At 36.6% G+C, this 19,532-nt stretch carries 21 protein-coding genes; 16 read left to right on the top strand and 5 right to left on the bottom strand.

Going from position 1 to position 19,532, the window contains the following annotated elements; all coding sequences use genetic code 11:
• Positions 1 to 4: 4 nt before the first annotated feature.
• The 3 genes from REB14_RS20760 to REB14_RS20770 all read left to right on the top strand — a co-directional run bounded on the left by REB14_RS20760 (position 5) and on the right by REB14_RS20770 (position 3,343).
• Positions 5 to 406, top strand: coding sequence for a PaaI family thioesterase (locus REB14_RS20760; protein ID WP_309523171.1), 402 nt, complete (start codon positions 5 to 7; stop codon positions 404 to 406).
• A gap of 281 nt (positions 407 to 687) precedes the next feature.
• Positions 688 to 1,827, top strand: a complete 1,140-nt coding sequence (locus REB14_RS20765; protein WP_079241273.1) for a vWA domain-containing protein — start codon at positions 688 to 690, stop codon at positions 1,825 to 1,827.
• 61 nt (positions 1,828 to 1,888) lie between these two features.
• Positions 1,889 to 3,343 (top strand): sigma 54-interacting transcriptional regulator, encoded by a 1,455-nt coding sequence (locus REB14_RS20770; RefSeq protein ID WP_309523172.1) that lies wholly within the window; start codon positions 1,889 to 1,891, stop codon positions 3,341 to 3,343.
• Positions 3,344 to 3,418: 75 nt separating this feature from the next.
• On the opposite strand, the gene REB14_RS20775 is transcribed toward REB14_RS20770, so the two are convergent.
• Positions 3,419 to 3,826 (bottom strand): YybH family protein, encoded by a 408-nt coding sequence (locus tag REB14_RS20775; protein WP_309523173.1) that lies wholly within the window; start codon positions 3,824 to 3,826, stop codon positions 3,419 to 3,421.
• Entirely contained in the window at positions 3,826 to 4,074 is a 249-nt protein-coding gene (locus REB14_RS20780) for a hypothetical protein (protein ID WP_079241270.1), read from the bottom strand. Before REB14_RS20780 ends, REB14_RS20775 begins: the two co-directional genes overlap by 1 nt.
• 163 nt (positions 4,075 to 4,237) lie before the next feature.
• Here REB14_RS20780 and REB14_RS20785 point away from each other — a divergent pair, with 163 nt between their 5' ends.
• From REB14_RS20785 to arsB, 7 genes are all read left to right on the top strand, one after another.
• Entirely contained in the window at positions 4,238 to 5,062 is an 825-nt protein-coding gene (locus tag REB14_RS20785) for an AraC family transcriptional regulator (protein ID WP_309523174.1), read from the top strand.
• Positions 5,063 to 5,131: 69 nt separating this feature from the next.
• Positions 5,132 to 6,256 carry an agmatine deiminase family protein gene (locus REB14_RS20790; protein ID WP_309523175.1) on the top strand — a complete coding sequence of 375 codons (1,125 nt, stop codon included), beginning with the start codon at positions 5,132 to 5,134 and terminating at the stop codon, positions 6,254 to 6,256.
• 126 nt (positions 6,257 to 6,382) lie between these two features.
• Entirely contained in the window at positions 6,383 to 7,324 is a 942-nt protein-coding gene (locus REB14_RS20795; RefSeq protein ID WP_079241268.1) for a 3',5'-cyclic-nucleotide phosphodiesterase, read from the top strand.
• Between the two features lie 171 nt (positions 7,325 to 7,495).
• The gene (locus REB14_RS20800; protein WP_062670547.1) at positions 7,496 to 7,825 is read left to right on the top strand and encodes an ArsR/SmtB family transcription factor; all 330 of its coding nucleotides are present in this window, start codon (positions 7,496 to 7,498) and stop codon (positions 7,823 to 7,825) included.
• A 77-nt stretch (positions 7,826 to 7,902) separates the two neighbouring features.
• Positions 7,903 to 8,376, top strand: a complete 474-nt coding sequence (locus REB14_RS20805) for a DUF6428 family protein (protein WP_309523176.1) — start codon at positions 7,903 to 7,905, stop codon at positions 8,374 to 8,376.
• A gap of 16 nt (positions 8,377 to 8,392) precedes the next feature.
• Positions 8,393 to 9,004: an arsenate-mycothiol transferase ArsC gene (locus REB14_RS20810; RefSeq protein WP_079241266.1), complete on the top strand. Its 612-nt coding sequence runs from the start codon at positions 8,393 to 8,395 to the stop codon at positions 9,002 to 9,004.
• A 2-nt stretch (positions 9,005 to 9,006) separates the two neighbouring features.
• Entirely contained in the window at positions 9,007 to 10,038 is a 1,032-nt protein-coding gene (gene arsB, locus REB14_RS20815) for an ACR3 family arsenite efflux transporter (RefSeq protein WP_079241265.1), read from the top strand.
• Positions 10,039 to 10,091: 53 nt separating this feature from the next.
• On the opposite strand, the gene REB14_RS20820 is transcribed toward arsB, so the two are convergent.
• Positions 10,092 to 11,384, bottom strand: coding sequence for a hypothetical protein (locus REB14_RS20820; protein ID WP_309523177.1), 1,293 nt, complete (start codon positions 11,382 to 11,384; stop codon positions 10,092 to 10,094).
• Between the two features lie 265 nt (positions 11,385 to 11,649).
• On the opposite strand from REB14_RS20820, the gene REB14_RS20825 reads away from it, so the two are divergent.
• The 3 genes from REB14_RS20825 (at position 11,650) to REB14_RS20835 (ending at position 14,181) form a co-directional block, all read left to right on the top strand.
• A complete protein-coding gene (locus tag REB14_RS20825; protein ID WP_079241263.1) occupies positions 11,650 to 12,471 on the top strand; it encodes a helix-turn-helix domain-containing protein in 822 nt (273 codons plus the stop codon).
• 81 nt (positions 12,472 to 12,552) lie between these two features.
• Positions 12,553 to 13,119, top strand: coding sequence for a sugar O-acetyltransferase (locus REB14_RS20830; RefSeq protein ID WP_079241262.1), 567 nt, complete (start codon positions 12,553 to 12,555; stop codon positions 13,117 to 13,119).
• A gap of 12 nt (positions 13,120 to 13,131) precedes the next feature.
• Positions 13,132 to 14,181 (top strand): alpha/beta hydrolase, encoded by a 1,050-nt coding sequence (locus REB14_RS20835; RefSeq protein WP_309523178.1) that lies wholly within the window; start codon positions 13,132 to 13,134, stop codon positions 14,179 to 14,181.
• Positions 14,182 to 14,417: 236 nt separating this feature from the next.
• Here REB14_RS20835 and REB14_RS20840 read toward each other — a convergent pair whose 3' ends face one another.
• Positions 14,418 to 16,013, bottom strand: coding sequence for a tail fiber domain-containing protein (locus REB14_RS20840; protein WP_309523179.1), 1,596 nt, complete (start codon positions 16,011 to 16,013; stop codon positions 14,418 to 14,420).
• A 374-nt stretch (positions 16,014 to 16,387) separates the two neighbouring features.
• Here REB14_RS20840 and REB14_RS20845 point away from each other — a divergent pair, with 374 nt between their 5' ends.
• The gene (locus REB14_RS20845; protein WP_079243892.1) at positions 16,388 to 17,176 is read left to right on the top strand and encodes a PhzF family phenazine biosynthesis protein; all 789 of its coding nucleotides are present in this window, start codon (positions 16,388 to 16,390) and stop codon (positions 17,174 to 17,176) included.
• 123 nt (positions 17,177 to 17,299) lie between these two features.
• On the opposite strand, the gene REB14_RS20850 is transcribed toward REB14_RS20845, so the two are convergent.
• On the bottom strand, positions 17,300 to 17,410 hold the full coding sequence (locus REB14_RS20850; protein ID WP_309523180.1) for an Hsp20 family protein: 111 nt from the start codon (positions 17,408 to 17,410) through the stop codon (positions 17,300 to 17,302).
• 480 nt (positions 17,411 to 17,890) lie between these two features.
• Between REB14_RS20850 and REB14_RS20855 the strand changes: the two genes are divergently transcribed.
• Positions 17,891 to 18,490 carry a lysoplasmalogenase gene (locus REB14_RS20855; RefSeq protein ID WP_309523181.1) on the top strand — a complete coding sequence of 200 codons (600 nt, stop codon included), beginning with the start codon at positions 17,891 to 17,893 and terminating at the stop codon, positions 18,488 to 18,490.
• A complete protein-coding gene (locus REB14_RS20860) occupies positions 18,474 to 19,454 on the top strand; it encodes a sterol desaturase family protein (protein ID WP_309523182.1) in 981 nt (326 codons plus the stop codon). The genes REB14_RS20855 and REB14_RS20860 overlap by 17 nt, the downstream gene beginning before the upstream one ends.
• Positions 19,455 to 19,532 lie beyond the last annotated feature (78 nt).

A 19,532-nucleotide genomic window follows, 5' to 3' on the forward strand; every position in this document is an offset into this window, starting at 1 on the left:
CATCATGTACAATAAAATAAAACAAAGCTTTGACAAGCAGGGAATCATGAAAACAATTGGTGCCCAATTAGAAGAAGTTCAGCAGGGACAGGTGAAAATTACCTGCAAATTTTCTGAAAACCTAACCCAGCACAACGGCTTTTTTCATGCAGGCGTTCTCACAACTATTGTAGACAGCGCCTGCGGATATGCAGCTCTAACCACAATGCCTGAAAATGCCAATGTATTGACTGTAGAGTTCAAAGTTAATTTTATGAAGCCAGCCAATACGGATAAGCTTGTTGCCATTGGAAAAGTTTTACAGGCAGGAAGAACCCTTACCATCTGTGAAGGATATGTCTATGATCAAAAAGAGGAAAAACTCATTGCAAAAATGACCACAACCATGATTGCTATTCATTCATAAAACAAATTTTCTCCCATAACATTTAAAATGCACAAATCTTTATTTGTGCATTTTCAGTATAAATAAATGATGTAGAAGGTTTTTTAACCCACAAAAACAGCAAGCTATTATATTCTTATTCCATATCACCATCATTAGTATTTTCTATTTTTCTAAGGAAATCTTGCCATGATATTTTCCTAACTTTTCAGTTTGAAACGAAATAAAGAATACTTCAGACAATTCATTACATTTTCTGAAATATTCAATAGCAAATAACTGCAAAACCTCTTTATCATCTTATGACAGATAAAAATTTTAATCAGGGAAAAGGATTTATATTCAGTAAACATGTGCCGGAGGAATTATCACATTTTGACCGCGTCTTTGATGTTTTCAAAGATTTGCTTACCCACACCTCTGGAGATATTGAAGAAGCTTTCGAGTGGCTGGACATGCTTGATCAGGAATATGATATTTTCAGTGATGAATACACCCTTCAGGATTTTGAAGAAGATCTGAAAAAACGAGGCTATATCAGGGAAGAAGATCCTGAAGAAGGCAATACGGGAAGTGGAAAAGGTAAAAATATATTAACACCTAAGCTTGAAGCTGCGCTTCGTGAATATGCACTGGATCAGATTTTTGGAAAACTAAAGAAAAACGGAGCAGGAAATCACCGTACCAACAAAACAGGAATTGGGGATGAAAGAGATGGAGAAAACCGTTCCTTCCAATACGGAGATGATCTTGCTGCCGTGAATATGACAGAAAGCCTGAAAAATGCACAGATCAACAACGGAATCTCAGACCTTCGCCTGACAGAACAAGACCTCATCGTAGAAGAAACCAAACATAAGGCACAAATGAGTACCGTTCTGATGATTGACATCAGCCACTCTATGATCCTGTACGGTGAAGACCGGATTACACCAGCCAAAAAGGTAGCCATGGCTCTCGTGGAATTGATCAAACGCAAATATCCAAAAGATTCCATTGATATCATTGTTTTTGGAAACGAAGCCTGGCCTATTAAGATCAAAGACCTTCCCTATCTGAAAGTAGGACCTTATCATACCAATACCGTAGCCGGACTTGAGCTGGCCATGGATATTCTCCGCAGAAAAAGAAATACCAACAAACAGATTTTTATGATCACCGATGGAAAACCCAGTTGCATTCAGCTTCCCAGTGGTGAATTCTATATGAACAGCTTTGGCCTGGATGAAAAAATTGTGAACCAATGTTTCAACAGAGCAGCACAGGCAAGAAAACTGAAAATTCCTATCACTACCTTTATGATTGCCCAGGATCCTTATCTGCGTCAGTTTGTGGAGGAATTCACAGCTCAAAACAAAGGAAAAGCATTCCTGACCGGATTATCAGGTTTGGGACAGATGATTTTTGAAGATTACGAAAAAAACAGAATAAGAAGAATATAAAGATCAGATTTTAAACGACTTAACATACAAACCTGGTCAGATAACATAGTATTACAAGACAATGAAAAACGATATTACATTCAAAGAATTAAAAAAATCCGGTTATACTCATAAAACGATTAATGAGGAAATTCAAGCTAATTTAATTGCCAGAATTAAAGCTAAAGAACCTGTATTTGAAGGACTTTGGGGTTATGAAGACACGGTAGTTCCCCAATTGAAAAAAGCAATTCTTGCCGGTCACCACATCAACTTGCTGGGCTTACGCGGCCAGGCAAAAACCAGAATTGCAAGAAGTATGGTTAATCTGCTTGATGAATATATGCCCATCGTAAAGGGATCCGAAATTAATGATAGTCCTTTTTATCCGATTTCAAAGTTTGCCAAAGATCTGCTTGCTGAATTAGGTGATGAAACTCCAATTTCGTGGGTACACCGTTCTCATCGTTTCTACGAAAAACTGGCCACTCCTGACGTGAATGTTGCAGATTTAATTGGTGATATAGACCCTATCAAAGCGGCTACGCTGAAACTACCTTATTCCGATGAACGTGTTTTACATTACGGAATGATTCCTCGTGCCAACCGTTCTATTTTTGTTTTGAACGAATTGCCGGATCTGCAGGCCAGAATCCAGGTTTCCCTGTTTAATATTTTGCAGGAAGGAGATATTCAGATCCGAGGATTCCAGCTGAGAATGCCACTTGATATTCAGTTTGTTTTCACAGCTAACCCGGAAGATTATACCAACAGAGGAAGTATTGTAACTCCGTTGAAAGACAGAATCGGATCTCAGATCTTTACCCATTATCCAAAAACCATTGCTCTTGCAAGACAGATTACAGAGCAGGAAGCATTGATTTCTGCTGAAGATAAAGCACAGATTCAGATTCCTGATCTGGCGAAAGATCTTTTGGAAGAGGTTGCTTTTGCAGCCCGTATCAGCGAATATGTGGATGCGAAAAGCGGAGTCAGTGCCCGTCTTACCATCAGTGCTATGGAAAATTTAATCGCAGCAGCGAAACTACGTTTGATTGAATCCGGTGCAGAAAAAACCACTGTACGTCTGCTTGATTTTATGTCGATCATTCCATCAATCACAGGAAAAATTGAACTGGTATATGAAGGTGAACAGGAAGGAGCTGATTATGTAGCCAAAATCTTAATTGATAAAGCCGTCATCACCCAATTTGAAAGCCTCTTCCCACGTATTTCAAAACTGGAAAAAGAAGGGATCAAAACACCGTACACTGACCTGATCAGGTGGTTCAACAAAAATCATTTAGAACTTAATTACAATGATACAGATGAAGAATTTTATGCTAAACTTGATAAGATATTACCTCTGACAACTGTAGTGGAAGAAAATACTTCAGAATTGAGCAAAGAAGACCAGAATTTCTGCAAAGAACTTATATTATGGGCATTAACTATCAATAATAAAATTGACAAATCTGAAAATCAGAATGCATTCACTTTTGATTCTCCCGGGATCGGTCAATTCTTACGTAACTAAAAATCAGTAAAATAATATAAAAGTAAAACCTTCAGTTCATCTGAAGGCTTTTATTTTTTAAGAAACAAAATCATTTTATACCAGATTGTCATTTTTAAGCACAGCAGAGCCAAAAGGATTGTCAACCAACCATAGCCACTCTCCTTCTTCATTTCTTTTCATAACACAGGATGTATTGCCTTTCATATGAATAGGATGCCCATCCGGAGCAGCTCCTGTCATTTCCCACTGATCCTGCCACATCGCCAGATCATTTACAACTATGATATGCGGAGTTTCACCTTGAATATCCAGTTTTAAGCAGCAAATCTCATTCATTGCCTTTTCTATCTGCTCAAGTCCTCTCCACTCTCTTCCATCGCGGTCTATATAAACTGCTTCAGGATAAAAACAGCTTAATGCTCCTTTTATATCTCCGTTTCTGATGCAATAACGAAAATAGGCTACAGCACCAGTTTCTGTTTTTCTGTTAAATTCCTGCATTATTTCATATTTCTGGCGTCCATTTCCCTTTTCAAACCTTTCTTATCTTTATTCCAGCTGTTGGCCACAAAAAAAGCAAGAAGTATGGGTAAGAAAGTAGTGAAACTGATCCCTTTGGTTATGGTACTGTAAATAGCAATTCCAGCTAATACTCCCAGGATGATAGCATTCACAACATTTCTGGCTTCAATAGTTCTTTTTTTCTCTATCAGCTCCTGATCCGTTAATTCTGACAAATCTTTTTCCATGCTTAATAGTAATTTCTTGGTTGTTTTTGTTATAACGGTAAAATTTATTGTTTTTAAATCTATTTTTACCGAAAGCTAAAATACAATATTGTCAAGATATTTTTTTATTTCTTTTATTTGTAATTTATTTCTTACTACCAGTTTCGGAAAAATTTCAATGCTTATGGAAGACAACCTGAATTGTATTTACAGAGTTATCAATTTCATGGAAAAGAATTACGACCAGCCTGTTTCTGTAAAGGAGCTGGAAGACATTTCTCATTATTCTTACCGGAATATCCAGCGTATTTTCAAGTACAGCTGTGGGGAGACAATAGGTGCTTTCCAGCAAAGGTTAAAAGTAGAAAATGCCTATAAACGGATTCTTTATACTCAGGAAAATCTCACCTCCATCGCCATTGAAGTAGGTTTTGCCAATATCGCTTCTTTTTCCAAAGCCTTTAAACAACATTTTGGGATTTCCCCTAAAGTTGCAAGACAAAGTAAAGAACAGCTTCTTTGTGGAGATGCAATCATCCCTGTTACCTCAGAGGTCTTACTGAAACCCGAAATTGTATATCTGAAGCCCGTACAGGTATATTATCAGAGCATTAACACCTATTATAACAATGAAGAAATTGAAGTGTTATGGGAAAAGTTCATGGAAAATGATTTCCCTGACTCTGGGGTAGAATATTTTGGAGTTATAGCCGATGAACCTTTGATTAAAACTGAAATCAACTGCCGCTATGATTCATGCTCATCTGTTCAATCCGGAAATAAAAAGCTTCCTTCAAAAATGATATTCGGTGGTAAATATGCCCGCTTTACCCATTCCGGAAGCTACGAAACAATAGACGACACCTACACGAAGATCTACTCCCGCTGGATTTTTAATTCAGGTCTTGAGTTTTCACACACTCCCATCATTGAAAAGTATGAAAATCATGCTGAAAACGGAAACGACAAGGAAAAACAGCTGACCTATATTTTATTGCCATTGAAGTAAGTTGTCAATTTGGGACAACTTTCAAAACTTTTGCTGATCTAATTTTGCCCTGTTAAAAATAGATCAATTATGCAAAAAAAGAAAATCATGTTCCTGTTATTACCTGCTCTTCTACTTTCCTGTTCTCAAACAGATCCTATAATAGAGAATCCGGATACAGTGAACCCTGCAACAGCTCTTTATAAAATGCCGGAAGAGTCTGCAACCCATGAAGGAACCTGGCTTCAGTGGCCACACCAGTATCAATACGGAACTACCTACCGAAACCGTCTGGATGCCACCTGGGTAGCCATGACCAAAGAGCTTGTACAAAGTGAAAAAGTTCACATTATTGCTTATGACGGTGCAGAAAAGAATCGTATTGTAGGACTACTCAACACTGCAGGAGTTCCTCTTACCAATATCAACTTCAAAATTTATCCTACAGATGATTTCTGGGTAAGAGATAACGGTCCTATTTATGTAAAAGATCAGAACGGACAGTTATTTATTCAGGATTGGGGATTTAACGGATGGGGAAATAAGGCAGATTACAGTAAATGTAATGCAATTCCATCTAAAATATCAGCAGATACGAATATTCCAAAAATCAATCTTAATTCAGTCATGATTAATGAAGGAGGAAATGTGGAAATTGACGGAAACGGAGTATTGATGGCTTGTAAAAGTTCTATCCTGAATAACAACAGAAATCCGGGGATGACGCAACAACAGGCAGAAGCCATATTTACTAAAAACCTCGGAGTTACCAAATTTATCTGGCTGAATGGAAAAGCCGGTCTGGATATCACCGACATGCATATTGACGGGTTTGCCCGATTTGCCAATTCATCTACCATTATCACAATGAATCCGGACGATCTTGCCTACTGGCAGGTTCCCAATGGAGATATTGATAAACTGTATGATGCAACCACAAAAACCGGAGCTGCCTATCAGTTTGTAAAAGTGCCTTTAACAAGAAATGATGTGATCACTACTTACGGAAAAAACGTAGGTCGTGCCTCATACATCAATTATTATATTGCCAATAACCGTGTATTGGTTCCTAATTATAATGACCCGAATGATGCAGTTGCCAACAACATTATCCAACAGCTGTATCCTGGCAAGCAGGTAGTTGGAATTGATTGTCGTAACTTATTTGCCAATGGAGGAATGGTTCATTGTGTAACCCAGCAACAGCCTCAATAAAATAATAGTCAAAATAAAGCCTGCTCATTTTCAGCAGGCTTTACTGATTCGGAGATTCTGTCATCAAAAAATAGCGTAAATTTGCTTTGTCCATCCCCAAAAAGATGGTTTTCTATTATACGTATTATGAAAAAAACAGCACTTTCTTTATTGGTTCTTCTGAATATTGTTTGCCAGGCACAAAATTTTGATGTAATTCCCTTAGGAATATATGGTGGTGAGCAGGAAGACAATTTATCTGCCTATCTGGTAGGCGCTCCGAAAGACAATGCATTTCTCTGCCTGGATGCCGGTACCGTAAATGCAGGAATCCGAAAAGCGATTGAACTAAAAAGTCTAGAAGGATCAGCAGAAACGGTTTTAAAAGATCAGATAAAAGGATATTTTGTATCCCATGGTCATCTTGATCATTTATCCGGCCTTATCATCAATTCTCCGGCTGATTCTAAGAAAGATATTTTCGCTATAGCTCCTGTGATTCAAATTTTACAGAATCATTACTTTATTACAGATACCTGGATCAATTTTGCAGATCAGGGACAGAAACCTATCCTTGGAAAATACCATTACAATGAGTTGCAGGCAGGAACTGAAATTCCCGCACCTAAAACACCTTTTTTTATAACAGGTTATGAATTGAGCCACGTAAATCCATATAAAAGCAGTGCCGCATTGGTAAGAAGAGAGAATCATTATCTGCTTTATCTTGGAGATACAGGAGCAGACCGTATAGAAAAATCTGACCGTCTGGATCAACTTTGGAATATAGCAGCTCCTCTTGTTAAAAAAAGACAGCTTAATACGATATTAATTGAAGTTTCTTTCCCCAACAGTCAGCCAGAACATCTTCTGTTTGGACATCTTACTCCTAATCTGCTGAATGAGGAATTGAGCAAACTCAAAGAAAAGACCGGACAAAGCAGCCTTGAGGGTCTCAACATCGTGGTTACTCACAGAAAACCTACAGGCGATAATCCTGAGCTTATCAAAAAGGAATTATTGAAAAACAATCCTTTAAAAGTAAATTACATCTTCCCTGAACAAGGCAAAAAGATTAGTTTACCATAACAACAAATAAAAGATGAAGCCTGTTTTTGCTTCATCTTTTTATTTCAGACATGATTCATTGAATTTTAAAACAATGACAATCAATAATTTAAATATCAAAAATTAAAATTATGAAATTTTTTCATTGCTTAATTAATTTATCATCGTAATATTGCAATATAAAATACAATAATGGGAGTTACTAAAACAGAAATTTATACTGACGAGCAAAATAAGCTGGCTTCTCTGCTTAAAGTTTTGGGACATCCGGCAAGAATCGCTATTTTACAGTATATCATTAATCAAAAAGCATGTATCTGTAATGATCTTGTTGAAGAACTTGGATTGGCACAGGCTACGATCTCTCAGCATTTAAAAGAGTTGAAGAATATAGGAATTATCAAAGGTTCCATTGAAGGAAAATCTGTATGCTACTGCATTAATGAAAGCAACTGGAAGCAGTTTCAAAATGAATTCAACCTGTTTTTTAATCAGGATGTTAGTATAAAACAATGCTGTTAAGGCATTTTTTTTGAATCAACATATCGTAATATTGCAATATAACATTATAAAATTATAACACTAAATTTTAATTTACTATGAGACTATCAGAAATTAAGGAAATTCTTCCCACCCTGAAAAATGTTGAATTTCAATTAGAAAACGGAAATTTTGTCCCTGAACATTTCCATGTAACAGAAGTGGGTCAGATCATTAAAAACTTTATCGATTGTGGCGGAGTAATCAGAAATGAAAAAGTGGTCAACTTTCAGCTATGGGATACTGATGATTATGAACACCGACTGAAACCGGGAAAACTGCTTCATATCATTCTGCTTTCTGAAGAAAAACTCGGGATAGAAGATAACGAAATTGAAGTTGAATATCAGGGAGAAACCATTGGAAAATATAACCTTGAATTTAACGGAAAAAACTTTGTACTGAAAAATAAAACAACAGCCTGCCTTGCACAGGAAGCCTGCGGAATTCCTTCCGAAAAACAAAAGAAAAAACTGTCTGAATTATCTGTAAACCCAGCATCAGCCTGCACTCCGGGATCAGGATGCTGCTAATTAATACGAATAAATTATGTATCAAGAATTATTAAATACGGTTCAATCTCTGAAATGGGACGCTATAGATACCGATAGAAAAGAGGTTTTGAAACCATTGATCAGTTTTATACAGCAAAAAGTGGATGATAGCCAAGAAATCAACCTGAATTTTATCTGCACCCACAATTCCCGACGAAGCCATCTGGCACAGATTTGGGCACAGGTGGCAGCTTCTTTCTTTACCATTCCGCAAGTCCATTGCTATTCCGGAGGAACGGAAACAACGGCATTATTTCCTAAGATCGCGGAAGTTTTAGCAGAACAGGGCTTTTCAATTTTCGGCATTGCCGATACAACCAATCCTGTATATGCTATAAAATATGATGATAACAGCCTTCCAATAATTGGCTTTTCAAAAAAATACGAGAGTCTGTTCAATCCTGTTTCGGGATTTGCAGCAATTATGACCTGTTCGCAGGCAGATGGTGGATGTCCTTTTATTCCCGGTGCAGAAAAAAGAATTCCGATCACATTTGAAGATCCTAAGATTTCAGATCATACACCGGAACAAACAGCAGTATATACTGAAAGAAGCTTACAAATTGCAACAGAAATGTTTTATGTTTTTTCTAAAATCAAAAAATAATCATGCAGCCCAGATTAAAATTTCTTGACCGTTATCTTACCTTATGGATCTTTCTGGCTATGGGGATAGGAATTGCTTTGGGACATTTTTTCCCGGTCATTCCTACTATTATCAATTCACAGTCGGTGGGTACTACTAATATTCCTCTGGCCATCGGACTCATTTTGATGATGTATCCGCCATTAGCTAAGGTTGACTATACTCTTCTGCCGTTGGTTTTTAAAGATAAAAAAGTAATCAGCATTTCTTTATTGCTCAACTGGATTATTGGCCCGGTTCTGATGTTTGGTCTTGCCATCCTTTTTTTAAGACATGAACCTGATTATATGTCAGGCTTAATTCTCATTGGATTGGCCAGATGTATTGCCATGGTTATTGTCTGGAATGATCTCGCCAAAGGAAACAGAGAATATGCAGCATTATTGGTGGCCTTAAACAGTATCTTTCAGGTGTTCACTTACAGTTTTCTGGTTTGGCTGTTTATCAATGTACTTCCTACTCAACTTGGTCTGGCAAGCTTTAATGTGAATGTTTCTATGAGGGACATCACAGAAAGCGTATTGATTTATCTGGGAATTCCTTTTCTGGCAGGATTTCTTAGTCGTTATTTCCTGATTAAATCAAAAGGTAAAGACTGGTATAACAGAAAATTTGTGCCTAAGGTATCTCCTGTGACATTGTATGCCTTGTTATTTACCATCGTACTGATGTTTAGCTTAAAAGGTTCTAAAATACTGGAATTACCAATGGATGTCATCAAAGTAGCCGTCCCATTGGTTATCTATTTTGTTTTGATGTTTTTTATAAGTTTTATGATCAACAAAACATTAAAAGTCTCTTATGATAAAAATGCATCTATAGCCTTTACTGCTACCGGAAATAATTTTGAACTGGCTATTGCTGTGGCCATCTCAGTCTTTGGCATTCATTCACCGCAGGCATTTGTAGGCGTGATTGGTCCATTGGTAGAGGTTCCGGTTTTAATACTTCTGGTAAAAGCCAGTTTATTCTTGAAAAAGAAATGGTATCATTAATCTTATTACAAAATAAGAAGCATCACCGAAATAGTGATGCTTTTTTATGGATATCAGTTCTTAATCAATTTATAATTTCCATTGTCTTCATCTTTAGCTATGGTATAGCCGTCTGTCAGTTCAAGGATCCACCCATCCCCTGATACTTTTTTATTTTCAGTTTTCACTGGATTTGATATTGAAATTTTATCCCAGTTGGGGCTCATCAATGCTCCATTTTCAACTGTCAGAATACCCCACAAATCAGTAATCCGGATATTGGGATATACTGTCCCTTGATCTTCTACAGGCACAATATTTCTTGGATCAAACGAAACATTCATTTTTTCAAATTTGACTTCAAAGTGAGGCTGTTGAATGAATTTAAGTTTGTATTCAGCAATACGTTTTTTCATTTGTTCTTCTCTATCGGTTTCCTGTTTTATAATTGATGTACCATTATAATTGTCAGATAGTTTTTCAACTGCTTTTTGCAGGTCAGTCTGAATCCTTATATCAAATGCTTTAATGAAATAGCCGGTCAGATCAGTTTTTGCATTAATTTTTTTGTTCCAGTCCGGATCTTTAAGATACAGCAAATATCCATAAACAGGTGTTGTATAATAAGCAAATGAACGTACAAATGTTGGATTTTTCATAAAACCATCAATGCCATTCAAAAGATATAATCCTGTCTGATCTTTATTTCTGCCACTCACAATCAGCCCTGTAAACTCAGCAATTCCTTCATTCAGTTCCAGCAGGTTTTCTGTAGTCTCTGAACCTTTGTAAAGCCTATTCCTATATTTTCTAAAGGTCAATGCATTGGTGAGGTGATGGGTATATTCCTTTTCTGAAGATGATCGGACTGCCTGCTTTAGCGCTTCCAATTCGAGACGAAGGTAAATCCTCCCTTCTTTCTGATCCAGATGATTATTTTCTGCATTGTTAAGAGTAAATCCCAATGAAGGCTGAATGCTGTGAAAAGACTCATGAGCCAAAAGATTAATCCTGTTTTCCTTATTTTGAGAAAGAGGAAGCATGATCATTGCCCATCTTTTTCCACCCCAATTCATAGCGGTATTTGCGATGTTGACAGCAGCAGGCAAAACTCCGGAATAGATAGTGCCATTACGTTTCAGAATTCCCTCCGAATCCGGCTCGTTGGCAAAAAATTCCCTGGTTTTCGGATCGATTAACATCATAGGACCATATAAATCTTTGTTCCAAAGTCCGATATTCTTTTTTGAAGCGGTGTTTAGCTCATCAAAAAAAATAGAAATTGTATCAGAGGAAATAGATTGTTTTTGTGCTTTTACACCCAATACAAACAAGAAAAAGAATGCTGTAAGAACAGTCTGCTTCATGGTTAAATTCTTTGTGGTTAATGTTTTTCTGTGAAAATAGATCTTGCACCTTATAGGTATACACACATAATAAGTGCAAATTAATACTTTAGGCAGCTAATATAATGAATTACAATGATGAAGAACAATTGCAACCATCAAAAAATAACCTGCAGATAAATTGATTGATGAGCTTCTAAGAAATATATATTGAGCCGTAAAGAAAAGAAAACTTAGCATTTAATAACTAACTTTGTTATTACAGACCTTATATTTTTAGCACAAGATGGAACAGACTGACCTATTGAAAACCATAAATTACTCAGGAATATTTTTTTCCTGTTTTTCGGATTACAGTGAAAAATGTATTCATGCAACTCCCGAACATGTACTGCTCTATTTGTATTCAGGAGAACAAATCATTGAAGACCGGAATACAAAAATAACCATAACAGCAGGAGAATGTGCTTTTATACGGCGTAACCATCGTCTGCTAATGTATAAAAACAGTAAAGGTGATGAACTTTACAAGGGTATTTCATTAACCTTTAACCGTAACTTACTCCGGGATTTTTATCATAAACTAAATAAATCGGATCTGCCTCAGAAGGTTCATTTTTCTGAAGAAAATGTATTTAAAATAGAACCGCGTGCCGATATTACAAGCCTATTTCAATCGCTTACTCCTTATTTTGAGGAGAATACAAGACCGACTGAAGGGGTTGTTCATCTTAAATTACAGGAAGGAATCTACGCCTTACTCAATCATTCAGAGATCTTTTTTCCTATTTTGTTTGATTTTACAGAGCCGTGGAAAATTGATATTATGGAGTTCATGAATGAAAATTATATGGATGAGCTTACCATGGAACAAATTGCTTCCTATACCGGCCGCAGTCTTGCCACTTTCAAGCGTGATTTCCAAAAGATAAGTGACCTGAGCCCGCAAAAATGGCTGATCAGAAAACGTCTTGAAGCCGCCTATTTCAAACTGAAAAACGAAGGCAGGAAAGTACAGGATGTTTATGTAGAGGTTGGATTTAAAAATCCTTCACACTTTTCCACAGCATTCAAAAAACAATACGGATTTTCACCGAAGGAAATTTAACCTGAGCTTCAGAGAAAAGTTATTTGAGCCTCGCAGTAATAGTACTGTGAGGTTCACTTTTTAATTTTGTCCTGTAAATAAATGATAATGAAAACACAGGATATTTTTGAACGGCTCACAGAAGGGGAAACAATTCCTGCAGATGATCCGCAGGCCTTCAGAATGCGTGAAGCCTCTTTTGAAACAAAGAAATTACTGATCAGAATGAACAGTTCTTCTGATCCGGCAGAAATCAGGGAGTTTCTAGGTCAGATCACCAGTAAATACATCGAAGAAAGCACGACCATCTTTACTCCATTATATATCAATTACGGAAAGAATACAAAAATCGGTAAAAACGTGTTCATCAATTTCGGCTGTACATTTCTTGATCTGGGAGGTATTACAATAGAAGATCATGTTTTAATCGCTCCCAACGTCAGTTTACTTTCTGAAACACATCCTGTTTCTTCAGTAAACCGCCACTCTCTTATTCCCGGACGTATTCATATTAAAAAGAATGCATGGATTGGAGCTAACGCAACCATTCTTTCCGGAGTTACCATAGGCGAGAATAGTGTAATAGCTGCCGGAGCAGTTGTCAATAAAGACATTCCGGACAATGTCATTGCGGGAGGAGTTCCTGCAAAAATCATTAAACCTATCTAAAGAAATATTCCCATGAAAAAATGGACAATTTTAACAGCATTTGCATTGCTGTTAACAGGAAAAGCTTATGCACAGCAAAATGAAAAGAAAATGAAAAATACAGAAAAAAACGAACTCTATACTTTTAAACTGAGTGACAATGTTATCCGTAAAAAAGTACATTTTAAAAATCGTTACGGAATATTACTTACCGGTGATCTATACAGTCCTTTATCCCTCGTTAAAAATAAAGGGCTATCAGCTATTGCCATAAGCGGACCTTTTGGGGCAGTAAAAGAACAGTCATCCGGTCTCTATGCCAATCAGATGGCAGAACGTGGATTTATTGTATTGGCATTTGATCCGTCGTATACCGGGGAAAGTGGCGGAGAACCGAGAAGTGTGGCATCTCCTGATATCAATACGGAAGATTTCAGTGCTGCAGTAGATTTTCTGGAATTACAGAAAGAAGTGGACAGAAACCATATAGGAATTATCGGAATATGCGGATTCGGAGGGTTTGCATTAAATGCTGCAGCAGTGGATCAACGGATAAAAGCGGTTGCAACAACCAGTATGTATGATATGTCACGGGTAATGTCCAGAGGATATTATGACGCCATCACTCCGGAACAGCGTACGCAATTGTTACAGCAACTTGGTGAACAACGCTGGAAAGATGCAGAAAAGGGAACATTTCAGCCCGGACCAAGGCTGAATGCTGAAAAACTGAAAGGAGATGAACCTCAGTTTGTAAAAGAATACTTTGATTACTACCGTACTCCGAGAGGGTTTCATAAACGTTCATTAAACTCAATTGGTTCCTGGAATGCAACCAATGCACTCTCTTTTATGAATATGCCATTACTCACCTATATCAAAGAAATTTCTCCCCGTCCAGTACTGATTATTGCCGGAGAAAAAGCACATTCCAGATACTTCAGTGAGGACGCTTACAAGATGGCTGCCGAACCTAAGGAGTTAATAATCATTCCTGACGCTGTACATACAGATCTTTACGACAAAACAGAAATTATCCCTTTCGATAAACTGGATGTTTTTTTTAAGGAAAACCTGAAATAAGATTATTTGTAAAACCAGATTCATTAATACAAAAGCCTGCAGATAGCAGGCTTTTGCGACGTATTGGAAAATAAAAAATTTGAATATTTTAAACCCTAAATCCCGGAATATTTTAATAAAAACAGAGGGAATGTTTTATTAAAATAGTCTTCCAACAGGATAAGGTATTCTTTTTAGTGTGTGTTCTTAGAATCGGAAATGCAATAACTTTAAGTCCAAAATATTGCACCAGTTTATTACAATCCCAGTTTCTTTTTGATGGCTTCCATTTCTGCTTCTATTTTTTTGATTTTGGTTTTCTGTTCTTCTATCTCAGCCTGCTGATCCTGAATAGCTTTTGTAAGGGCAGGAACAAGTGAAGCGTAGTCAACAGCCCAGGCTTCTCTGGTATCATCTTTTGGTTTATAGACGGCTTCAGGAATTATTTTATAGAGATCCTGTGCCAGGAATCCTATTTTATGCTGAGTCTTCTGTGTCGGATTTACAGCCGGTTTACCTTCTTTAATCTGATTATTGGCTGACAGCTCGTATTGTTTCGGCTGTAATGCCATAATGGTACTGAGACCATAGCCTATTTCTTTAATCTGGGTTTTCAGACGCATATCCGAAGTATTGACAAAACCACCTGCAGCACTCACCAACCCGTTACCATCAATTGTCACCTTAGTGCTTCCGTTGTAGCTGTACTTGAATCCTTCCGCCCCAAGATAAATCTGGGTTACAGAGCCATTCAGCGTATTGTATCCGCTTAAATCAAGATGTCCTTTGGTGGCTGCCACTTTATTTCCACCAATACCACCAACTTCCGGTCTGTTCATATTGATATCTCCATTACCATCGATGTCAAGCATACTGTTAACACTGTTACCATAATAGTATCTAAGACCTTTAGTGCCAAGTGTTACCTGAGCAAATGCAGGATTATTACTGTTTCCTTTTAAAGTAAGAAGACCATTGAAAGCATTCACTGAATTGCCGGCAGTCCCAAAAGCTGTAATATCACCGTCTCCATTGAAGTTAAGCTTTCTGTCTCCGTTAAAAAGGTAATCTCCTCCATTCGCCTGGCTGAGCTTCAACTGGGCAACATTATTATTTCCTGCTATCGTTAGCGCTCCTCCAATATTGTTTATGATTCCTGCATTAGCTCCACCTTCAGTTGTTTTGGTGGAAGAATTAAGAAACATATCCATAGAAGTTCCCACATCATTCGTGAGCCTTAAAAGAGCGGAAGCATTAGTTCCGGAATTCGTATTGCTGATGGATGTCAGTCCTGCACCATCTACATTGCTTCTGAAATATAATGCTTTGTCCAAATAATCAATGGCTGTATTCTGTAAAAGTGTACCGCCAAGTCTCACCTCCTGCCCTACAGCTGTAAGGCCGTTGCTTGCCGTTACATTTGCGCTTCCTGAGATATCCCATGTAGAAGCAGCTCCCGTAAGACCTGTACTGATCAGCTGAAGACTCTGATTAGGACCTACTGCCATACTTGCATTACCATTAATTGTTTCTGAAGCTGAAGGAGTTATTGTAATGGTAAAAGCCGTATTATTTCTGATGGTATACATACGGCCTTTGAAATTACCTGTACCAGATATTGCTGTTGGTAATGTAAAAGCAGCATTAGTAGTTCCGTTATACGAGATATGAAAATCTGCAGAAGTCATTGTATAAGCTGCGGAAGTAACAGCACTGTATTTCGCAGCTAAAGATCCGTTTACGTCCAGTGTTGAACCTGGTTGAGCTGTATTGATCCCGACACTTTGAGCAGACACAATACCGTAAGAGAGCAAAGCCACTGCTGCTGATAATGTAGTAAAGTTTTTAAACATTATTATTTGATTATGAGTTATTAATGAAGTGAAGAAATCTTAGGAAAACAATTGCCGATTCAGAGTCTTTTCAAAAGATTGAAGACTTTAACCATGGGTATTCCCGAAAGACTTGAATGAAGAAAATCATGATTATATTTTTTCATTGTTTCCCGTTTTATTTAGTACAAAGCTAAATTTTCAGAAATCCTTTTTGAAAAAATAGATGTAAATAAATCTCCATTTTAGTGTGGAAAAATTATTACAAAACAGGACCATAAAAAGTCATTATTTATTTGTATAAAAATAGAATCTGAAATATTTTTCTCATGAATATCAGAGGACTTCCTGCAGGAAATGAACTATCTTTATTCTTCACAAATTTTTCACAACCTATGAAGTTAGAATTATATCAGATAGATGCTTTTACAGAATCTGTTTTCCATGGAAATCCTGCCTGTGTTGTTCCATTAAAAAACTGGTTACCAGATGAAACCCTTTTAAAAATAGCCCGTGAAAATGCAGTAGCAGAAACCGCTTTTTTCATTGATAACGGTGATACCATTCACTTAAGATGGTTTACCCCTGAAATAGAGATGGATTTATGTGGGCATGCTACTCTTGCTACCGCTCATTGTCTTGTTTCCCTCTTACATTATCAGGGTAATAGAATCATTTTTGAAACCAAAAGTGGTGAACTGACAGTAGATGTTAAAGATGGAATGTATTATATGGATTTTCCATCAAGAATGCCCGAAGCCTCTGCTCTTCCGGATATTATATCCAGATCACTTACTATACAGCCGAAAGAAGTCTTAAAATCAAGAGATTATGTACTGGTATACGATTCTGAAGAAGATATAAAGAATATCAACATTGAAAGATCCGTTTTTGATCTTATCAATCTGGATCCTGGCGGCGTTGTAGTAACAGCAGCGGGTACTGATTGTGATTTTGTCTCAAGATATTTCACCTCACAATCCTCCATTCTTGAAGATCCGGTTACCGGCTCTGCACACTGTTCACTGATTCCCTTCTGGTCATCAAGATTAGGAAAAGATAAGCTTTTTGCTCGTCAGATCTCTGAAAGAGGCGGACAGCTCTATTGTGAGAACAAAAACGAAAGGGTAATTGTGGCGGGGAAAGCCCAAACATACTCTGTGGGATATTTCTGGGTAGAGTAAGAGAATATAATATTGTAATACATCTTTGAATCAAATAATTCAAAGATGTAAGTTAATCTGTCTGTATTTTCAAAAATAAAAAAAAATTGGCTACTCTTTTGGTAGCCAATTTTGTAGTTATTTCTAAGATATTTTAATCATTCTTGGTGGTTTCCGCTTCGCATCTTCTTTTTTCGGGATGGTTAACATTAAAAGGCCATTTTCATATTTTGCATTAATATTATCCTGATCCACAACATCTTTTGGAAGCTCAAAACTTTTTTGATAGATTGGTAACTGAATTCTCTTCTTGTGAAATTTTCATCTTTTGTCTCTTTACGATCTTCCTTCGCTGATGAAAATCATTTTTATCCATACCTGGTGCTGTAGCCTGAACTTCATAAGCCTTTCCGTTGTGATTAAACTGTATAAACTTAAATAATATTTCTAATAATAATAGTCTATTTCTAAAACATAAAATAAACTAAAGTGTGATGCATTGTATTTTTATATTTCAAAAGTATTTTATCTCAATTTTATTTGTAATTTAACAATCTGAGCTAAGTGCCACATATAGAATAACTTGGCACAAACCTGAGATATACCCATATTGTAACAAGAAAAAAGATAATTAAAAGATTGCAATAAAAAAGTACCATGATAAAGTCTGTGAATATCAAATTGTTATTAGTCCTTCTTGCCATTGTTTTTGCATTTGATTTAATATTTATAGCTATGGATCATAGTTCCTGGCGATTTTTTACCAAGCCACTGTTGTTACCTATTATTATCTGGTTTTATTTTACTTATTCTCAACAAAATGTATTTCGGATCAACCAATGGTTTTTATCTGGATTAATTTTGAGCTTTTTGGGTGATGTGTTTTTGTTATTTGGATGGGGATTTATGCCCGGTTTGGGAAGCTTTTTATTGGCTCATATTTGTTACATCGCTTATTTTTTTAAGATTAAAAAGAAAAATGCATGGAGTTGGCTTCCCTTTGTTTTTCTATATTTAGGTTCATTTATTTACTATATATATCCTTATTTAAACGAAATGAAGATACCCGTGGTAATTTACGGAATTACCATTGCTACGATGCTGTATTTTAGTATCAGAACTTATTCTTCATTATTAATCCTGGGAGCTGTTTTGTTTGTAATATCAGATTCTGTATTGGCCATTAATATTTTCGTACAGCATAGTATTGGGAAAGAACTTGTTGTGATGATTACTTATGTTTTAGCCCAATTGATATTGGTGTTGGGAGTGGTTGGTATTGAAAAAAGAACAGAATTATTCGATAAAGTGAAGCCTTATGAAAAGAAAAGATAACCGATTTTTTCATAGTATTGGGCTATTCTGTCCATTGGATTTTACTGATCCTGTTACTTATTTTATTCCTGTGTTTATCTTGTTGATAGTAGGGGAAATATTTTTGTATCAGATTCCTCAAAAAGTATTCACAAAAAGACTCATCAAAGATAATGTATCGAGTATCGGATTGGGGATAGGGGCAGTAATATTAGACTTTGGGATGAAAGCTATTTCATTGTCCTACTTTTTTTGGATTTACAATCATTTTAGACTTACTGATATTTTCGGGATCAAAGATTTCAATAAATTCTTCACTTTAAAATGGCATGCGGATCACTGGTGGCTTTGGTTATTGGTTATGATTGTTCAGGATTTTGGCTTTTACTGGCATCATCGGTTGAGTCATAAAATCAGATTATTTTGGACAGGTCATGTCAATCATCATTCGGCTAATCATTTGAGTCTTGCTATTGCATTACGTCAAGGGTGGTTTGAAATCATATATCGAGACATTTGGTATATCCCTTTTATTATTATTGGTTTTCATCCTATTATGATTGCTATGATGCATCAATTTAACCTGATTTTTCAATTTTGGCCGCATACCAATGCTATTGGAAAATTAGGGTGGTTCGATAAAGTATTCAATTCTCCATCCAACCATCGGGTGCATCATTCCCGAAAAATTAAGGATTTAGATAATAACTATGGGGGTATTTTGATGATTTGGGATCATCTTTTCGGCACGTACAAAGCGGAAGAAAAGAAAACGACGGATTACGGAATCTATCATAACATTCATACTTATAATGTTTTTCATATCGTCTTTGATGAGTTTGGAAATATGATAAAGGATGTCCGGAATGCACCTACATGGAAAGCGAAATTGGGGTATATATTCAATGCTCCGGGCTGGCATCACAATGATAAAGATGAGCGGATTTCTACTTTGAAGCGGGAATTAGAAGAAAAGATGAATTGATGGTTGTCTTGCATGAAAACAAATACGATTCTCTTCAGGTATGCAAATTTTTCATAGGAGGAGCAATTACCCTATCAC

Origin of the sequence: Chryseobacterium metallicongregator, assembly GCF_031324065.1 — a bacterium.
GTDB lineage: Bacteria > Bacteroidota > Bacteroidia > Flavobacteriales > Weeksellaceae > Chryseobacterium > Chryseobacterium metallicongregator.

Excerpts from the sequence above, each read along its gene's own strand:
- REB14_RS20780 (WP_079241270.1), bottom strand. The coding sequence starts at position 4,074 with ATGGAAAAAGATTTGTCAGAATTAACGGATCAGGAGCTGATAGAGAAA.
- REB14_RS20825 (WP_079241263.1), top strand. The coding sequence starts at position 11,650 with ATGGAACAGACTGACCTATTGAAAACCATAAATTACTCAGGAATATTT.
- REB14_RS20805 (WP_309523176.1), top strand. The coding sequence starts at position 7,903 with ATGAGACTATCAGAAATTAAGGAAATTCTTCCCACCCTGAAAAATGTT.
- REB14_RS20770 (WP_309523172.1), top strand. The coding sequence starts at position 1,889 with ATGAAAAACGATATTACATTCAAAGAATTAAAAAAATCCGGTTATACT.
- REB14_RS20765 (WP_079241273.1), top strand. The coding sequence starts at position 688 with ATGACAGATAAAAATTTTAATCAGGGAAAAGGATTTATATTCAGTAAA.
- REB14_RS20820 (WP_309523177.1), bottom strand. The coding sequence starts at position 11,384 with ATGAAGCAGACTGTTCTTACAGCATTCTTTTTCTTGTTTGTATTGGGT.
- REB14_RS20775 (WP_309523173.1), bottom strand. The coding sequence starts at position 3,826 with ATGCAGGAATTTAACAGAAAAACAGAAACTGGTGCTGTAGCCTATTTT.
- REB14_RS20830 (WP_079241262.1), top strand. The coding sequence starts at position 12,553 with ATGATAATGAAAACACAGGATATTTTTGAACGGCTCACAGAAGGGGAA.
- REB14_RS20800 (WP_062670547.1), top strand. The coding sequence starts at position 7,496 with ATGGGAGTTACTAAAACAGAAATTTATACTGACGAGCAAAATAAGCTG.
- REB14_RS20795 (WP_079241268.1), top strand. The coding sequence starts at position 6,383 with ATGAAAAAAACAGCACTTTCTTTATTGGTTCTTCTGAATATTGTTTGC.
- REB14_RS20840 (WP_309523179.1), bottom strand. The coding sequence starts at position 16,013 with ATGTTTAAAAACTTTACTACATTATCAGCAGCAGTGGCTTTGCTCTCT.
- REB14_RS20860 (WP_309523182.1), top strand. The coding sequence starts at position 18,474 with ATGAAAAGAAAAGATAACCGATTTTTTCATAGTATTGGGCTATTCTGT.
- REB14_RS20835 (WP_309523178.1), top strand. The coding sequence starts at position 13,132 with ATGAAAAAATGGACAATTTTAACAGCATTTGCATTGCTGTTAACAGGA.
- REB14_RS20785 (WP_309523174.1), top strand. The coding sequence starts at position 4,238 with ATGGAAGACAACCTGAATTGTATTTACAGAGTTATCAATTTCATGGAA.
- REB14_RS20845 (WP_079243892.1), top strand. The coding sequence starts at position 16,388 with ATGAAGTTAGAATTATATCAGATAGATGCTTTTACAGAATCTGTTTTC.
- REB14_RS20790 (WP_309523175.1), top strand. The coding sequence starts at position 5,132 with ATGCAAAAAAAGAAAATCATGTTCCTGTTATTACCTGCTCTTCTACTT.
- REB14_RS20760 (WP_309523171.1), top strand. The coding sequence starts at position 5 with ATGTACAATAAAATAAAACAAAGCTTTGACAAGCAGGGAATCATGAAA.
- arsB (WP_079241265.1), top strand. The coding sequence starts at position 9,007 with ATGCAGCCCAGATTAAAATTTCTTGACCGTTATCTTACCTTATGGATC.
- REB14_RS20810 (WP_079241266.1), top strand. The coding sequence starts at position 8,393 with ATGTATCAAGAATTATTAAATACGGTTCAATCTCTGAAATGGGACGCT.
- REB14_RS20855 (WP_309523181.1), top strand. The coding sequence starts at position 17,891 with ATGGATCATAGTTCCTGGCGATTTTTTACCAAGCCACTGTTGTTACCT.